Origin of the sequence: Ramlibacter albus (genome assembly GCF_014297445.1) — a bacterium.
Classification (GTDB): domain Bacteria; phylum Pseudomonadota; class Gammaproteobacteria; order Burkholderiales; family Burkholderiaceae_C; genus Ramlibacter; species Ramlibacter albus.
On the sequence record NZ_JACORU010000001.1, the window covers coordinates 603032 to 618811 of the forward strand.

Annotated in this window: 16 protein-coding genes; 2 read left to right on the top strand and 14 right to left on the bottom strand. The window is 67.9% G+C overall.

Annotated features, from left to right (window positions below; genetic code table 11):
• Nucleotides 1-7: 7 nt before the first annotated feature.
• From H8R02_RS02755 to H8R02_RS02820, 14 genes are all read right to left on the bottom strand, one after another.
• Nucleotides 8-1186, bottom strand: coding sequence for an isovaleryl-CoA dehydrogenase (locus H8R02_RS02755; protein ID WP_187079810.1), 1179 nt, complete (start codon nt 1184-1186; stop codon nt 8-10).
• Between the two features lie 79 nt (nt 1187-1265).
• Complete coding sequence (locus H8R02_RS02760; protein WP_187079811.1) at nt 1266-1673, bottom strand: MerR family transcriptional regulator; 408 nt, start codon at nt 1671-1673, stop codon at nt 1266-1268.
• Between the two features lie 35 nt (nt 1674-1708).
• A complete protein-coding gene (locus tag H8R02_RS02765) occupies nt 1709-2812 on the bottom strand; it encodes an ATP-binding protein (RefSeq protein ID WP_187079812.1) in 1104 nt (367 codons plus the stop codon).
• A gap of 25 nt (nt 2813-2837) precedes the next feature.
• Complete coding sequence (locus H8R02_RS02770; protein WP_187079813.1) at nt 2838-3725, bottom strand: M48 family metallopeptidase; 888 nt, start codon at nt 3723-3725, stop codon at nt 2838-2840.
• A gap of 6 nt (nt 3726-3731) precedes the next feature.
• Complete coding sequence (locus H8R02_RS02775; protein WP_187079814.1) at nt 3732-4484, bottom strand: lysophospholipid acyltransferase family protein; 753 nt, start codon at nt 4482-4484, stop codon at nt 3732-3734.
• A gap of 11 nt (nt 4485-4495) precedes the next feature.
• Nucleotides 4496-5068, bottom strand: a complete 573-nt coding sequence (gene gmhB, locus H8R02_RS02780) for a D-glycero-beta-D-manno-heptose 1,7-bisphosphate 7-phosphatase (RefSeq protein WP_187079815.1) — start codon at nt 5066-5068, stop codon at nt 4496-4498.
• A complete protein-coding gene (locus H8R02_RS02785; protein ID WP_187079816.1) occupies nt 5065-5592 on the bottom strand; it encodes a DUF6036 family nucleotidyltransferase in 528 nt (175 codons plus the stop codon). Before H8R02_RS02785 ends, gmhB begins: the two co-directional genes overlap by 4 nt.
• Nucleotides 5589-5909: a hypothetical protein gene (locus H8R02_RS02790; RefSeq protein ID WP_187079817.1), complete on the bottom strand. Its 321-nt coding sequence runs from the start codon at nt 5907-5909 to the stop codon at nt 5589-5591. The genes H8R02_RS02785 and H8R02_RS02790 overlap by 4 nt, the downstream gene beginning before the upstream one ends.
• A gap of 25 nt (nt 5910-5934) precedes the next feature.
• Nucleotides 5935-8043 (bottom strand): glycine--tRNA ligase subunit beta, encoded by a 2109-nt coding sequence (gene glyS, locus H8R02_RS02795; protein WP_187079818.1) that lies wholly within the window; start codon nt 8041-8043, stop codon nt 5935-5937.
• A 1-nt stretch (nt 8044) separates the two neighbouring features.
• The gene (gene glyQ, locus H8R02_RS02800; protein ID WP_187079819.1) at nt 8045-8950 is read right to left on the bottom strand and encodes a glycine--tRNA ligase subunit alpha; all 906 of its coding nucleotides are present in this window, start codon (nt 8948-8950) and stop codon (nt 8045-8047) included.
• 24 nt (nt 8951-8974) lie between these two features.
• Nucleotides 8975-10501 (bottom strand): apolipoprotein N-acyltransferase, encoded by a 1527-nt coding sequence (gene lnt / locus H8R02_RS02805; protein ID WP_187079820.1) that lies wholly within the window; start codon nt 10499-10501, stop codon nt 8975-8977.
• Nucleotides 10498-11379 (bottom strand): CorC family transporter, encoded by an 882-nt coding sequence (locus H8R02_RS02810; protein WP_187079821.1) that lies wholly within the window; start codon nt 11377-11379, stop codon nt 10498-10500. The genes lnt and H8R02_RS02810 overlap by 4 nt, the downstream gene beginning before the upstream one ends.
• A 62-nt stretch (nt 11380-11441) precedes the next feature.
• A complete protein-coding gene (locus tag H8R02_RS02815; protein WP_187079822.1) occupies nt 11442-12086 on the bottom strand; it encodes a GNAT family N-acetyltransferase in 645 nt (214 codons plus the stop codon).
• A gap of 99 nt (nt 12087-12185) precedes the next feature.
• Nucleotides 12186-12668, bottom strand: a complete 483-nt coding sequence (locus H8R02_RS02820; protein WP_187079823.1) for an Lrp/AsnC family transcriptional regulator — start codon at nt 12666-12668, stop codon at nt 12186-12188.
• Nucleotides 12669-12776: 108 nt separating this feature from the next.
• On the opposite strand from H8R02_RS02820, the gene hppD reads away from it, so the two are divergent.
• Together hppD and H8R02_RS02830 are read left to right on the top strand one after the other, a co-directional pair.
• Complete coding sequence (hppD, locus tag H8R02_RS02825; protein ID WP_187079824.1) at nt 12777-13877, top strand: 4-hydroxyphenylpyruvate dioxygenase; 1101 nt, start codon at nt 12777-12779, stop codon at nt 13875-13877.
• An 88-nt stretch (nt 13878-13965) separates the two neighbouring features.
• Nucleotides 13966-15780 carry an adenylate/guanylate cyclase domain-containing protein gene (locus H8R02_RS02830; protein ID WP_187079825.1) on the top strand — a complete coding sequence of 605 codons (1815 nt, stop codon included), beginning with the start codon at nt 13966-13968 and terminating at the stop codon, nt 15778-15780.

A 15780-nucleotide genomic window follows, 5' to 3' on the forward strand; every position in this document is an offset into this window, starting at 1 on the left:
CGGGCCCTTACATGGTTTCGGCGAACAACTCGCGCCCGATCAGCATGCGGCGGATCTCCGACGTCCCCGCGCCGATCTCGTACAGCTTGGCGTCGCGCCACAGGCGCCCGAGCGGGTACTCGTTGATGTAGCCGTTGCCGCCGAAGATCTGGATGCCCTCGCCTGCCATCCACGTGGCCTTCTCGGCGCACCACAGGATGACCGAGGCGCAGTCCTTGCGCACCTGCCGCACGTGCTCGGCGCCCAGCATGTCAAGGTTCTTGCCGATCGTGTAGCAGAAGGCGCGGCCCGCCTGCAGCACGGTGTACATGTCGGCCACCTTGCCCTGGATGAGCTGGAACTCGCCGATGCTCTGGCCGAACTGCTTGCGGTCGTGGATGTAGGGCACCACGTTGTCCATCACGGCCTGCATGATGCCGATGGGGCCGGCGGCGAGCACCGCACGCTCGTAGTCGAGACCGGACATCAGCACCTTCGCGCCGCCGTTCAGCGACCCGAGGACGTTGGCCGCGGGCACTTCGACGTTGTTGAACACCATCTCGCCCGTGTGAGAGCCGCGCATGCCCAGCTTGTCCAGCTTCTGCGCCGTGGAAAAGCCCTTCATGCCCTTCTCGACGATGAACGCCGTGACGCCGCGCGCGCCCAGCTCGGGCTCGGTCTTCGCGTACACCACCATCGTGTCGGCATCGGGGCCGTTGGTGATCCACATCTTGGTGCCGTTGAGCAGGTAGTAGCCGCCCTTGTCCTCGGCCTTGAGCTTCATCGAGATGACGTCGCTGCCCGCGCCCGGCTCGCTCATCGCAAGCGCGCCGACGTGCTCGCCGGAGATCAGCTTGGGCAGGTACTTCTTCTTCTGCGCATCGCTGCCGTTGCGCTTGATCTGGTTGACGCACAGGTTGGAGTGGGCGCCGTAGGACAGGCCGATGGAGGCGGATGAGCGCGAGATCTCCTCCATCGCCACCATGTGCGCGAGGTAGCCCATGTTGGCGCCGCCGTACTCCTCCGGCACGGTGATGCCCAGCACGCCGATCTCGCCCATCTTGCGCCACAGGTCCATCGGGAACTGGTCGCTTCGGTCGATCTCGGCCGCGCGCGGTGCGATCTCGGCCTGGGCGAAGGAAGCGACGGTGTCGCGCAGGGCGTCGATGTCTTCGCCGAGCTGGAAGTCGAGGCCGGGGAGTTGCATGCGGGGTCTCCTGGTTGTGGCCGGGGAGTTGACGTTTACGTAAACGTCAATTATGGCCGATCCCGGCCGCCGCGTGAAGTCAGGCGGTCTTGGCGGCCTTGGCGAGCAGCGCCCGCGCCTCTTTCTCGTGCGTGCGCACCTCGTCCAGGTTGGCCTGCAGCTCTGCCATCTGCTCCTCCAGCTGCGCGCGGTGCTGCGCCAGGATGGTGAGGAACTTCTTCAGCTGCGGGCCGGTGTCCCGCGGGCTGTCGTACATGTCGATGATGTCCTTGGCCTCAGTCAGCGAGAGGCCCAGGCGCTTGGCGCGCAACGTGAGCTTCAGACGCGTGCGGTCGCGCGAGCTGTAGACGCGGTTGCGCCCGCCCGGCCCCGAGCGCGTGGGCTGCAGCAGGCCCATGTCCTCGTAGAACCGGATCGCCCGCGTGGTGAGGTCGAACTCGCGCGCGAGGTCGCTGATCGTGTAGGTGGTGTTGCTGCCCGGGCCCATGTCAGGGCCGATTACATCTGACGTTTACGTTAACGTCAATCAGACAAGGTGAACCAGACGGTGGTGCCGTTGCCCGGCTGCGACTCGGCCCACACGCGCCCGCCGTGGCGCGCCACGATGCGCCGCACGGTGGCGAGGCCGATGCCGGTGCCGGGGAACTCGGCCTCGATGTGCAGGCGCTGGAACGCGGAGAACAGCTTGCCGGCGTGCGCCATGTCGAAGCCGACGCCGTTGTCGCGCACGAAGAAGGCGCCCTGCGCGTCGTCGCGGCCGAGCTCGATGCGCGAGGTCTCGTTGCGCGACGTGAATTTCCATGCGTTGCCCAGGAGGTTGCCGAGCAGCACCCGCATCAGGCGCAGGTCGCAATGCGCGACGAGGCCCTCCTCGATGACCACGTCGACCTGGCGTGCGGGCGCCTGGTCCTGCAGGCCCTCGACCACCTCGCGCGCCAGCGCCGAGAGGTCCACGTCCACGATGTCGAGCGCCACCCGCGTGAGGCGCGAGAGCCCCAGCAGGCCCTCGATCAGCTGCTCCATGCGGTCGACGCTCGCGCGGATGCGCGCGAGGTAGTGCCGCGACTTCTCGTCCGCCACGTCGCCCAGCCGGTCGGCCAGCGCAGCGCTGAAGCCGCCGATGGCGCCCAGCGGCGCACGCAGGTCGTGCGACACGGAATACGAGAACGCCTCGAGCTCCTGGTTGGTGTCGCGCAGCGCGCGCTGCGCCGCCTCGAGGCCCGTGACGTGGGACTGGGCGCGCTCCAGCTCGGTGATGTCGTTGAACACGACGAGGCCGCCGGAAGTGTCCCGAGTCGTGTTCTCCAGCGGCCGGTAGTCGCAGCGCAGCAGGCGCCCCGCGGGCGCCAGCGGGTTGCGCACGAGCAGCACCATGTGCCCGGCCTCGCCGCGCAGCGCACGGGCAAAGGGCGTGTCCTGCGGGACGCAAAGCTGCTCGCCTTCGCGCACGTAGAGGCCGAAGCGCGCGGGCCACTCGGCAGCCGCGGGCACTTCGCCCGCCAGCTGGAACATGCGCGACGCGGCGCGGTTGTGCATCAGCACGGCGCCCTGCGGGTCCACCGCGACCACGCCTTCCTGCATCGTGTCGAGCACCGTGTCGAGCACGGCGTAAGCACGGCTTGGCAACGGAACCTCCCTGTGTTCCGGGCTGCTACCAGGCGGGCAGCGCCTCGTCCTTCAATTGTCCGCGCAATTGCGCGTAGTCGGGGACGACGGAGCGCACGGTGTCCCAGAAGCGCGGGCTGTGGTCCATGACGCGCAAATGGCTCAGCTCGTGCGCGACCACATAGTCGATCACGGCGAGCCTGAAATGCACGAGCCGCCAGTTCAGGCGGATCGACCCGTCCGAATGTGCCGTGCCCCACAGCGTGCCGGCACTGGAGAGCGACAGCTTGCGCCATTGCACGCCGAGCTGCGGCGCGTAGTGCTCCAGCCGCTCGGTGAAGATGCGGCGCGCCTGCCGCATCAGCCAGGCCTGCACCGTGTCGCGGATCTGCGCGCCCGTGGCCGTTTGCGGCAGGCCCAGGTGCAGCGTGAGGTGCGGCACGCCGGGTAGCGCCTCGGCGCCGGTGTTGAGCACGCCGGTCTGGTCGCAGCGCGGGTCGAGCACCACGATGACCGTCTCGCCGAGGAAGGGGAAGCTCGCGCCGTCCTTCCATTCGATGCGCGCGGCCTCGATGCGCTCGCGGCGTTCGCGCGCCTGTTCGAGCTTGGCGACGATCCACTTGGCCTTGGAACGCACGGCGGTGTCGATCTCGGACAGCGTGACCCACTTGGGCGCGCTGACCGTGAGCCCTTCGGGGCCGACGGAAAAGCCGATGTTGCGGCGGCGTGCGCGGCGGAATTCGTACGCCACGAGCACTTCACCCAGCAGCACTTCGCGGTTGGCGTCCGGGTGGCGGAAGCACTCGGGCGTGAGCACGCTGTCCAGCGGCTCTGCGGGCGGGCCGGCGGGGGCTGCGACGACGCGCGGTGCGTGGGTGGGGGAAGGTTTCGGCTCGTCGAAGAAATCGAAGAGGAGCTGAAACGGGGACTGCATGGGGCGCTAGTTTACGGCGCCTTCGTGAACGTAGGCCTCGGGATCGAGCCTTCTCATTTCCGATTCGATCCACGCTTCCACTTCGCGCAGCAGGTCGTCCGGGTCGCGGCCCACGCTGGAGATCGGCTTGCCGATGGACACGTCGACGATGCCCGGCCGCTTCACGATCGCTTTGCGCGGCCAGCACTTGGCCGACGTCACCGCGATCGGGATCACCGGCGCGCCCGTCTCCACCGCCAGGCGCGTGCCGCCATGCTTGTACACGCCCTTCTGCCCGCGCGGAATGCGCGTTCCCTCGGGGAACATGATGATCCAGATGCCCTGCGCGAGCAGCTCCTTGCCCTGCGCCACCACCTTGGAGAAAGCCTGCGCGCGCTGGCTGCGGTCGATGTGGATCATGTCCAGCCGCCCCATCGCCCAGCCGAAGAAGGGGACGTAGAGCAGCTCCTTCTTGAACACGTAGGCCAGTGGATGCGGCATCAGCACCGGCATCAGGAAGGTTTCCAGCGTGGACTGGTGCTTGACGAGCAGGATGGCGGGGCTTTTCTCGCCGAGGGGCAGGTTGTCGTAGCCGCTCACGCGCCACTGCACGCCGCAGATGGCGCGCAGGCCGTACATGGCCATCGCCAGCCAGCGGCGCGCGTCCCAGTACAGCGGGATGCCGCGCTTCCAGATCGACGAGATCACCATGTACGTGCCCCAGGGCACGACCGTGACGAACATCCACAGCAGGTGGACGATGGAGCGCAGGAGGGCCATGGACTTCGTTGTTATTGCATCGGGGGGCGCAGCACCGGCGGGCGCGCGATCAGCCAGTCGGCGAAAGCCGCGAGGTCTTCATGGACCATCGTACCGGCCGGGTATTCGATCGGCAGCGGGCGCCCGCGCATCGCGGCGCCCTTGCCGGTGAAGACCAGGTGCGTGGGGCATCCCACGAGCGCGCCGGCCTGCAGGTCGCGCAGCGTGTCGCCCACTACGGGGACGAGCTTGAGGTCCACGCCGAAACGCTCGCCGATCTGCTCGAACAGGCCCGGCAGCGGCTTGCGGCAGTTGCAGCCTTCGTCGGGGCTGTGCGGGCAATAGAACACGGCGTCGATGCGGCCGCCCACCGCCGAGACGGCCTTGTGCATCTTGGCGTGGATGGCGTTGAGCGAAGCCACGTCGAACAGGCCGCGCCCGAGGCCCGACTGGTTGGACGCCACCGCGACGTGCCAGCCGGCGTGGTTCATCTTGGCGATGGCTTCCAGCGAGCCGGGCAGCGGCTGCCATTCCTCCGGCGACTTGATGAACTCGTCGCTGTCGACGTTGATCGTGCCGTCGCGGTCGAGGATGACGAGTTTCATGCGCTGCGTGCCTCCTGCGCGCGTCGACGTGCCCAGGCCGTGATACTCGCCACCGGTTGCGAAGCGCCCAGCTCGGAAATGCGGCCGAGTAGAGTGTCGAGGTCGATCATTCGATGCGAGAACAGGGCGCGCACAAACTCGGCGTCCTTCTCGCGAGCGGCGACGCACTTCGAGACGGCGAGGTCATGGACTTCGGGGCAGATAACTGTCACATCGTCAATGTAGACGAGCTGGCTGCGCTGCTGCCAGCTCGGAGGCATCACGGCGGTCTCGGGGCCCACACCGTCTGCGTGATAGCCGAAAGTTTCGTCGAAGCTCGACAGGGCGCCGATCGCGCCGTCGATCAGGTCGGCCTTCTCCGGGTGCAAGGCCGGGTACAGGTCGAGCTCCCTCGATGCGCGCAGCTCGGCCGGCGCGTCCGGGTAGATCAACAGGATGGCCTGACTGCCAACGACGACGAAAGACCGCTCCTTGGTGATCGCGGCTGCCGCACGCAGGACATGCTCGACTTCCTCGCGGTTCATCTTGCCTGGCGAACCCGGCGCAACATTTCGCCGCGCTCCTGCTGCGTGATGAGGACCGAAATGGGCGATACGCTCCGAAGGACGGCGGCATGCTCGGTGTCCGCACAGACTACGCGCTCTATCGCATCGACGCCTTCAGCAATCAGCTCATCCCACTCGTCGCGATAAACGTCAGCCCGCGTCGATCCATTGAGTTGGCGCCAACGATCCATCAATGCAGCGACATCGCCCAAGCGCTCCGGATGCTCCCTCAGGCGTACGACCGCGAGCCGATGCGCTTGCACCAGGAATTCGTCGATCTGCTGCTGCCTGTTCATTCGGCAGATTATCCCGCTGTGGCGCTCAGGTCGCCAGCCGCGACAGGTCCGCCACCCTGTTCATCGCCTGGTGCAGCGTGGCCAGCAGGCCGAGGCGGTTCAGGCGCAGGTCAGCCTCTTCAGCGTTGACCATCACGCCGTCGAAGAAGGCGTCCACGGGTTCGCGCAGTGCGGCAAGCGTCTTGAGCGACGCGGTGTAGTCGCCGGACTCGTACTGCGTGCGCGCCTGAGGGCCGATCTTCTGGGTGGCGGTGTAAAGCGCCTTCTCGGCGTCTTCCTTCAAAAGGACTTCGCTCACGTGCGCGTCCACCGCGGCTTCGGACTTCTTGAGGATGTTGCCGATGCGCTTGTTGGCGGCGGCGAGCGCCGGCGCCTCGGGCAGCGCGGCGAACGCACGCACGGCCTCGAGGCGCGGGCGGATCTGCTTCCACGGCGGGTGGACGGAGATGACGGCCTCCACTTCGGCCGGCGACCAGCCCTGCTCGCGGAGATACCCGCCAATGCGCTCGTAGATGAACTGCATCGCCTGCCCGTTGCTCGCGGCCGCATCGGGCAGCAGCTTGCCGAAGGTGTCGCTCGCGGCCTTCACGAGCGCGGGCAGTTCGAGGTCGAGCCCGCGCTCGATGAGCATGCGCACCACGCCCAGCGCGTGGCGGCGCAGCGCGAACGGGTCCTTGTCGCCGGACGGCAGGTTGCCGATGCCGAACATGCCGACCAGCGTTTCGAGCTTGTCGGCCAGCGCGACGGCGATGCCGACGTCGTTGCGCGGCAGCTCGTCGCCGGCGAAGCGCGGCTTGTAGTGGTCCTCGATGGCATCCGCGATGTCGCCGGGCAGCTGGTCGTGCTGGGCGTAGTAACGGCCCATGATGCCCTGCAGCTCCGGGAACTCGCCGACCATGTCGGTCAGCAGGTCGGCCTTCGCGAGGCGTGCGGCGGTGTCGGCTGCCTTGGCGAGCACATCGCCGCCCATCTTCTCGCCGATGAAGCGCGCGATGGCGCGCACGCGCTCGACGCGCTCGCCCTGCGTGCCCAGCTTGTTGTGGTACACGACCTTGGCCAGGCCCGCGACGCGCGACTCCAGCGTCTTCTTGCGGTCCTGGTCGAAGAAGAACTTGGCGTCGGCCAGGCGCGGGCGCACGACACGCTCGTTGCCCTGCACCACCGCGCTCGGATCCGCGGGGCGGATGTTGCTGACGACGAGGAAGCGGTTGGTGAGCTTGCCCTGCGCGTCCAACAGCGGGAAGTACTTCTGGTTCGCCTTCATCGTGAGGATGAGGCACTCCTGCGGCACTTCGAGGAACTCTTGTTCGAACTCGCAGGTGAGGACGTTGGGGCGCTCGACCAGCGCTGTCACTTCATCGAGCAGCGCGTCGTCTTCGATCGCCTTGGCGCCGCCGCCGACCTTCGCCGCCGCGTCGGCGAGCTGCTTCGCGATTTCGTTGCGACGCGCATCGAAGCCGGCAACGACCGCGCCGTCCTTCTCCAGCGATGCGGCATAGCTGTCCGCATCGGCGAAGGTGACGGTGCCTTTGGATTCGAAGCGATGGCCCTGGGTCGAGCGACCCGACTGCAGACCCAGCGTCTGCACCGGTACGACGTCCGCGCCGTGCAGCGCGACGAGCGAGTGCGCGGGGCGCACGAACTTCACGTCCGTCCAGCCGTCGGCCAGCTGGTAGGTCATGACCTTGGGGATCGGCAGCCTGGCGATGGTTTCGTTCAGCGCCTTCTGCAGGCCCTCGGCGAGCGTGGCGCCCTTGGCCGTGCTGTCGTAGAACAGCGCTTCGGCCTTGCCGTCCATCTGGCGCTTGAGTTTCGGCACGGCGGATTCGTCGGCGCCGACCGCCTGCAGCTTCTTCAACAGCGCGGGCGTGGGCTTGCCCGAAGCATCGAGGCCGACGGACACCGGCATCAGCTTCTGCGACACGGCCTTGTCCGCCGCTTGCGGCGCGACGTTCGTGACGTGCGCGGCAAGGCGGCGAGGCGACGCAAACGTCGTGAGCTTCGACTCGCCCGTGGCGAGCCCCTGCGCCTTCAGCTGCTCGTGCAGCACGGCGCCGAAGGCATCGCCCAGCTTGCGCAGCGCCTTGGGCGGCAGCTCTTCGACGAAGAGTTCGACGAGAAGGTTCTTCGACATCTCAGGCCGCCTTCTTCTGCATGTCGCCCACCCATTCGCGCGGCGCCATCGGGAACCCGAGGCGCTCGCGGCTCTCGTAGTACGCCTGCGCCACCGCGCGCGCGAGGTTGCGGATGCGCCCGATGTACGCGGCGCGCTCGGTCACGCTGATCGCGCCGCGCGCGTCCAGCAGGTTGAAGGTGTGCGCGGCCTTGAGCACCTGCTCGTACGCCGGCAGGGCCAGTTGCTTTTCCATCAGGTACTGCGCCTGCTTCTCGTGCGCCGCGAAGGCCGAGAGCAGGAAATCCACGTTGCTGTGCTCGAAGTTGTAGGCGCTCTGCTCCACCTCGTTCTGGTGGAAGACGTCGCCGTACTTGATGCCCGGCGCGTATTCGAGGTCGTACACGCTTTCCTTGCCCTGCAGGTACATCGCGAGGCGCTCGAGGCCGTAGGTGATCTCGCCGGTGATCGGCTTGCAGTTGATGCCGCCGACCTGCTGGAAGTAGGTGAACTGCGTGACCTCCATCCCGTTGAGCCACACCTCCCAGCCGAGGCCCCAGGCACCCAGCGTGGGGTTCTCCCAGTCGTCCTCGACGAAGCGCACGTCGTTCTTCTTCAGGTCGAAGCCGAGCGCTTCGAGCGAGCCCAGGTACAGCTCGAGGATGTTCGCGGGCGCGGGCTTGAGCACCACCTGGTACTGGTAATAGTGCTGCAGCCGGTTGGGGTTCTCGCCGTAGCGGCCGTCCTTCGGGCGGCGGCTGGGCTGCACGTATGCGGCCTTCCACGGCTCGGGGCCGATGGCGCGCAGGAAGGTGGCGGTATGCGAAGTACCCGCGCCCACCTCCATGTCGTAGGGCTGCAGCAGCGCGCAGCCCTGCTGGTCCCAGTACGACTGGAGCTTCAGGATGAGTTGCTGGAAAGTGAGCATGGCGTGGCGGGAAAACCCTCGATTTTACGGGCGCCGCCTCGCCAGCAGGACCGGCACGCCCAAGGCCAGCAGCCACAGCGGCCACAGGCCGAAGCGCGAGAGCCACTCGACGTAGGGCGTGGTGTCGCGCCAGCCGGCCACCGTGCCCGTGAGCACGCCCCGGGTGAGCCGCGGCAGCGAGTGCGTCACGCGGCCCGCGTGGTCGATGACCACCGTGGCGCCCGTGTTCGTGGCGCGGATCATCGGCCGCGCGAACTCGATCGCGCGCATGCGGCTGATCTGCAGGTGCTGGTCGATGGCCACCGTGTCGCCGAACCAGCCGATGTTGCTGATGTTGACGAAGATCGTGGGCGCGGCCCGGCTGTCGGTGAAGCGCTCGGCGAGGTCTTCGCCGAACAGGTCCTCGTAGCAGATGTTGGGTGCCAGCCGCTCGCCCTGCCACTCGAACGAGGGCTGCTGCACCGCGCCGCGGTTGAAGTCGCCCAGCGGGATGTTCATCATCTGCGTGAACCACTTGAACAGCGGCGGGATGAACTCGCCGAAGGGCACGAGGTGGTGCTTGTCGTAGCGGTACTCGCGGCCGCCACCGGGTTTCAGCCCGACGGCGGAGTTGGTGTAGCCCTCCTGCAGGCTGCCCAGCGGGATGCCGATGATCGCGGCCTTGTCGCCTTTCGACAGGTCGGCAACCAGCGGCTCCCAGTAGCCCCCGAGGTGGCGCGGCAGCAGGGGGATCGCGGTTTCCGGCGCAACCACGAGGGACGCTTTCGCCGCGCGCAGCTGCTCGCCGTACCAGCGCAGCGCGACCGGGATGCCGCTGCCGCCCTGGAACTTCTCGTCCTGCGGGATGTTGCCCTGCAGGAGCGCCACCGTGAGCGGCTTGCCGGCCGGGCCCTCGGGAACGTACGCACCCTTGGGCATGAAGAGCAGCACGACCGGGATGAGCAGCCCCCAGCCCGAAGTGCGCCACTTGCCTGGCCCGAGCTTTTCGGTGGAGAACGCGAGCCCGCCGGCGACCAGCGCCGCCACGAAGCCGATGCCGTACACGCCGATCCACGGCGCCAGGAACGCCAGCGGCCCGTCGACGTGGGCGTAGCCGCTCGCGCCCCACGGGAAACCGGTGAACCAGCTCGCTCGCATCAACTCCGCGGCGAGCCACAGGCAGGCGAACATCAGCGCCCGCGCCACCTTGCCGCCGCGCGCCCAGCGCGCAAAGGCTGCGGCCGCCGCGGCGTAGTAGAGCCCCAGGAAAGCGGCCAGCGCGAGCACGGCCAGCACGGCCAGCAGCGACGGCAGCCCGCCGTACACGTGCATCGAGATGAACAGCCACCAGAAGGTGCCTGCGAGCCATGCGATGGCGAACGCCCAGCCGCGAATGGCCGCCGCGCGCACGGATTCGGCGCGCCCGACCATCCCGGCCAGGAGCGCCAGCGAGAACACCTGCAGCCACCAGCGCGGCTGCCCGGCCCACCAGTCGGCGATGGAAATGGCGTGCAGCAGCCCGGCGACGAGCGCTGCAACGGGTATCGCGCGGCGGACGCCCTGCGCGTTCAAGCGGGTTTGCCGTCGCCCGCGACCGGGGACACCTTGAACCAGCGCACGGCCCCACCCTTGGTGAGCATCACCGCGAATTCCAGCCCGCCCAGCACGAGCGACTCGCCGCGCTTGGGCACGTGGCCCATCTCGTGCGCCACGAGGCCGCCGATGGTGTCGAACTCCTGGTCCTCGTCGCTCGGCTTGAGGTGGACGCCGAAGGCCTCGTTCACGCGCTCGAGCGCCGTGTCGCCGCTCACGCGGTAGGTGCGGTCGGCCAGCGCGAAGATGTCCCCCGCGCTGTCGTCGTCGATGTCGAACTCGTCCTCGATCTCGCCGACGATCTGCTCCAGCACGTCCTCGATGGTGATCAGCCCCGCGATGCGGCCGAACTCGTCGATGACGATGGCCAGGTGGTTGCGGTTGCCGCGGAATTCGCGCAGCAGGTCGTTGAGCCCCTTGCTTTCCGGGATGAAGGACGGCGGGCGCAGCAGCGCGCGCAGGTTCAGCTCCGGGGCGCGCTGCAACTTGAGCAGGTCCTTGGCGAGCAGGATGCCGATGATGTTCTCGCGCTCCTTCTCGTAGACCGGGAAGCGCGAGTGCGCCGTGTCGATGACGATGCCGAGGATCTCGTCATACGGCGCGTCGATGTCGATCATGTCCATGCGCGGCGCCGCGACCATCACGTCGCCGGCCGTCTGGTCCGCCATGCGGATCACGCCTTCGAGCATGATGCGCGACTCGGCGCCGATGACGTCGTTGTCCTCGGCGTCCGCGAGTGTTTCGATCAGCTCGGCCTTCGAGTCGGGCCCGGGGTGGATGAACTCGGCGACTTTCTGCAGGAAAGTGCGTTTGTCCTGCTTGTCTTGCGCATGGCGCGCAGGGTGGGGGTCTGACACAGCCTGGCGGCGGGAGTGGAGGGAGGGTTAGGATACCCGACCTCCGCCGCCCCGGTGTAGCTCTACTGTCCGGAGCGGTGTCGGCCTTCCCTGACGCCCCGGCGCACTTCCTGCAGGCCCGCGAGGAAATCCCAGAACTGCTTGGCCTGCTGCTTGAGGCGGTAGTCCGTCTGCGCGAGCTGCTCGTCCAGCAGCTCGGTCATGCGCGTGTCGATCGTGGCGGGCGGCAGGCGCAGGTAGGCGTCGGTTTCGCCGCCGAAGCGCTCCAGCTTGGCGCCGGCCTTGCGAGCGATGGCGATCATCGCGTGGTTCTCCGACAGCGCGTGGATGAACAGCATGTCCACCCCTTCGTTGCGCGCGTGCACCGACGCGCGTTCGAACAGGCGCTGGCCGTAGCCGCGCCCGCGCGCCTTCTTCAGCACGGATACGCCGAACTCGGCGCAGTTGGGTGACTTGGCGTCCACGATGAACGCCAGGTGCGCCATCGCGATGAGTTCGAGGTTGCGGTTGTAGATGCCGAAGATGTCGTCGCGCTCGAAATCGAGCGTGTCGACGTAGCGCTGCACCTGTTCGTCGTTGGCGGCGTAGCCGAAACGCAGGTAGCGGTCGTGTTCGTCCAGCGCGAGCAAATGCGCGGCGATGCGCTCGCGGTGGCCGGGGCCGAGCGAGCGGATCGGGACGACGACGGGGGATTGCACGGAAGCCATGGCCTCAATTTAAGGGTTCACCCTGATCTGCCAAGCGACTTTTGTCACCTGGAGGCCTAGGCAGGTAGGTCTACCTACGACCGAATGAACACCAATGGGTTAAACCGGCACCGCGGTCGTCGCCTTGATGCGACTGAGCAGGAAGCTCGTCTTGCAGTCCTGCACGCTGGGGTGCTTCAGCAGCGTCTCCATGATGAACCGGCTGTAGTGCGCCATGTCGGCCACCAGCACACGCAGCATGAAGTCCATCTCGCCGGTGAGCGCGGCGCATTCCACGACCTCGGGCCACGTCTGCACCGCGGCGCTGAAGGCGTCCATCGGGTTGCGCTTGTGGTGCTCGGTGTGTTTTTCGAGGCGCACGTTCAGGTAAGCGGTGAGCCCCAGGCCGACGGATTCGGGCTTCACGAGCGCCACGTAGCGGTCGATGACGCCCGTCTCCTCGAGGCGCTTCACGCGCCGCAGCACCGCGCTGGCCGACAGGCCGACCTCGGCGCCGATCTGGTCGTAGGTTTCGCGGCCGTTCGCCTGCAGGTGGCGCAGGATGGCCCGATCGAGCTTGTCGAGTGCGTCAGTTTCGGCCATGACGCAACTTTACTGCAAACAGCCCGCGAAATCAGCCGCAAAACGGCGCCATCCTGAAGGCGGGCGGCCCTAAAGTGCGGGCAACCGCCTGTTCAACGGAGACACCGCATGCAGAAATTCACCGCCTGGGAGAACCCCATGGGCACCGACGGCTTCGAGTTCATCGAGTACGCCGCGCCCGACCCCAAGGCCATGGGCGAGCTGTTCGAGCGCATGGGCTTCAAGCCCGTCGCGCGGCACCGCCACAAGAACGTGCTCCTGTACCGGCAGGGCGAAATCAACTTCATCATCAACGCCGAGCCCGACTCGTTCGCGCAGCGCTTCGCGCGCCTGCACGGGCCCAGCATCTGCGCCATTGCGTTCCGCGTGCAGGACGCGAAGGCTGCGTACGAGCGCGCCGTGTCGCTGGGCGCGTGGGGCTACGCGGGGCAAGCGGGCCCGGGGGAGCTGAACATCCCCGCCATCAAGGGCATCGGCGACTCGCTGATCTACCTGGTGGACCGCTGGCGCGGCAAGAACGGCCGCAAGGAAGGCGAGATCGGCAACATCGGCTTCTACGACGTGGACTTCGAGCCGCTGCCCGACGCCGAACTGAACCCCGCGGGCATCGGCCTGACCTACATCGACCACCTCACGCACAACGTGCACCGCGGCCGCATGAAGGAATGGGCGGACTTCTACGAGCGCTTCTTCAACTTCCGCGAGGTGCGCTACTTCGACATCGAGGGCCAGGCCACGGGCGTGAAGAGCAAGGCGATGACCAGCCCCTGCGGGAAGATCCGCATCCCGATCAACGAAGAGGGCAACGAGAAGTCCGGGCAGATCCAGGAGTACCTGGACATGTACCGCGGCGAAGGCATCCAGCACATCGCGCTGGGCTCGACCAACCTGTACGACAGCGTCGACGCGCTGCAGTTCAACGGCATCAAGCTGCTGGACACGAGCGACACGTACTACGAGCTGCTGCCCAGGCGCATCCCGAACCTGCAGGAAGACGTGGCAGCCCTGCAGGCGCGCAACATCCTCGTGGACGGGCAACCTGGCGAGCTGCTGCTGCAGATCTTCAGCGAGAACCAGCTCGGGCCGATCTTCTTCGAGTTCATCCAGCGCAAGGGCAACGAAGGCTTCGGCGAGGGCAACTTCAAGGCGCTGTTCGAAACCATGGAGCTGGACCAGATGCGGCGCGGCGTGCTGGAAGCCAACTCGTAGGGAGCGCACACCGGGTTCGCACGTCCGTTGCAGGCGGGCGACACCGTCAGCGGCGGCTGCGGCGCGCTCGCTGAAAATGGGGGCGCGCATGCATCCCCCGCCCACCCCCGCCCCCACTGCCGACACCGACCCACTTGCCGCCTTCGCGCTGCCGCCGCAGTCGAAGGTGCTGGTGGTGACCGACATCGTCGAGTCCGTCCGGCTGATGGAGCTGGACGAGGCGGGCACGGTGGCGCGCTGGCATGCGCTGGTCAAGCGCGTGCTGGACGAGGTGCTGCCCCCGCATGGCGGCCGCATGGTCAAGAGCCTGGGCGACGGGCTGATGCTGGAGTTTCCCGACGCACGCGCGGGCGCTGAAGCCGCGTTCGCGATCCGCCGCATCAGCCGCGAAGCCAACGCGGGGCTGCCGCCCGAGCGGCAGATGCACCTGCGCATCGGCGTGCACCGCGCCGAGTTCGTGCGCGACGACCACGACATCTACGGCATCGGCGTCAACCTCACCGCGCGCGTGGCCGCGCAGGCCGGCCCCGGCGAGGTGGTCGCGACGGTCGCGGTGCGCGACGAGCTGGCCGAAGGGCTGGACGCCGACCTCGAGGACCTGGGCGAGTGCTACCTCAAGCACGTGTCGCAGCCGGTGCGCATCTACCGGCTGGAGGAGCCGGGCGCCGAGCGGCCGGAACCGACGGCGCCCACGGACGGCGAAGCGCGCAAGCCCACCGTCGCCGTGATCCCGTTCGACGCGCGCAGCACCGGCGAGCACCACTTCGCGATCGGCGAGCTGATCGCCGACCACGTGATCGCGCAGCTGTCGCGCACGCCCGACCTGCGCGTGATCTCGCGCCTGTCCGCCACCGTGTTCCGCGGCCGCGACGTCGCGCCCTTCGAGATCGAGCGGCACCTCGGCGCGCATTACCTGCTGCACGGCAGCTACGTCGCCAGCGGCGACAAGCTGCTGGTGATGGCGGAGCTCGCCGATGCGCAAAGCGGCGAGGTGCGCTGGTCCAAGCGGCTGAACGCCGAGGTCGGCGACCTGCTCCAGGTGGAAAGCGAGCTGTCGCACGAGCTGGCCTCGGCCGCCCACAACGCCATCCTCGACGCCGAGGTGCAGAAGGCGCTCAGCCAGCGGCTGCCCACCCTGCAAAGCCACTCGCTGATGCTCGGCGCCGTGACGCTGATGCATCGCACCGCGCGCAACGACTTCTTCCGCGCGCAGGACCTGCTCAACCTGCTGCTCGAACGCCACCCGCGGCATGCCGAGCTGCTGGCGTGGCTCGCCAAGTGGCACGTGCTGCAGGTGGAGCAAGGCTGGAGCGGCAACGTCGAGGACACGGCGAAGCGGGCGCTCGGCCACACCAACCGCGCGCTCGACATCGACGGCAAGTCGGCACTCGCGCTCACCATGGACGGCTTCGTGCGCTGCAACCTGCTGAAGGACTTCGACGGCGCGCTGGACCGCTACCGCATGGCGCTGCAGCTCAACCCGAACGAGTCGCTCGCATGGCTGTTCATGGGCATGCTGCATGGCTTCACCGGCCAGCCCGGCCCCGCGCTCGCCGAAGTGGACACGGCGCTGGCGCTGTCGCCGCTGGACCCGGCGCGCTACTTCTTCCAGTCGCTCGCCGCGTCGATCCACCTCTCGGCGGGCCAATACGACCGCGCGGTGGAGCTTGCGCGCAGCTCGCTCAAATCGAACACGACGCACATCTCGACGCATCGCGCGCTGACGATCGCGCTGGCGATGGCGGGTCGCATCGAAGAGGCGCGCATGCAGGCGACGCGGCTGATGCAGCTGGCGCCGGAGTTCACCGTTTCGGTGTTCCGTGCGCGCCGCCAGGGCGGCGGGTTCTCCGAGCAGGGCCGGCTCTTCGCCGAAGCACTGCGCATGGCCGGCGTGCCGGAGTGA

What these genes read in the sequence shown, in the direction of transcription:
- H8R02_RS02755 (WP_187079810.1), bottom strand. Translation starts at nt 1,186, where the DNA reads ATGCAACTCCCCGGCCTCGACTTCCAGCTCGGCGAAGACATCGACGCC.
- H8R02_RS02760 (WP_187079811.1), bottom strand. Translation starts at nt 1,673, where the DNA reads ATGGGCCCGGGCAGCAACACCACCTACACGATCAGCGACCTCGCGCGC.
- H8R02_RS02770 (WP_187079813.1), bottom strand. Translation starts at nt 3,725, where the DNA reads ATGCAGTCCCCGTTTCAGCTCCTCTTCGATTTCTTCGACGAGCCGAAA.
- H8R02_RS02775 (WP_187079814.1), bottom strand. Translation starts at nt 4,484, where the DNA reads ATGGCCCTCCTGCGCTCCATCGTCCACCTGCTGTGGATGTTCGTCACG.
- gmhB (WP_187079815.1), bottom strand. Translation starts at nt 5,068, where the DNA reads ATGAAACTCGTCATCCTCGACCGCGACGGCACGATCAACGTCGACAGC.
- H8R02_RS02785 (WP_187079816.1), bottom strand. Translation starts at nt 5,592, where the DNA reads ATGAACCGCGAGGAAGTCGAGCATGTCCTGCGTGCGGCAGCCGCGATC.
- H8R02_RS02790 (WP_187079817.1), bottom strand. Translation starts at nt 5,909, where the DNA reads ATGAACAGGCAGCAGCAGATCGACGAATTCCTGGTGCAAGCGCATCGG.
- glyS (WP_187079818.1), bottom strand. Translation starts at nt 8,043, where the DNA reads ATGTCGAAGAACCTTCTCGTCGAACTCTTCGTCGAAGAGCTGCCGCCC.
- glyQ (WP_187079819.1), bottom strand. Translation starts at nt 8,950, where the DNA reads ATGCTCACTTTCCAGCAACTCATCCTGAAGCTCCAGTCGTACTGGGAC.
- H8R02_RS02815 (WP_187079822.1), bottom strand. Translation starts at nt 12,086, where the DNA reads ATGGCTTCCGTGCAATCCCCCGTCGTCGTCCCGATCCGCTCGCTCGGC.
- H8R02_RS02820 (WP_187079823.1), bottom strand. Translation starts at nt 12,668, where the DNA reads ATGGCCGAAACTGACGCACTCGACAAGCTCGATCGGGCCATCCTGCGC.
- hppD (WP_187079824.1), top strand. Translation starts at nt 12,777, where the DNA reads ATGCAGAAATTCACCGCCTGGGAGAACCCCATGGGCACCGACGGCTTC.
- H8R02_RS02830 (WP_187079825.1), top strand. Translation starts at nt 13,966, where the DNA reads ATGCATCCCCCGCCCACCCCCGCCCCCACTGCCGACACCGACCCACTT.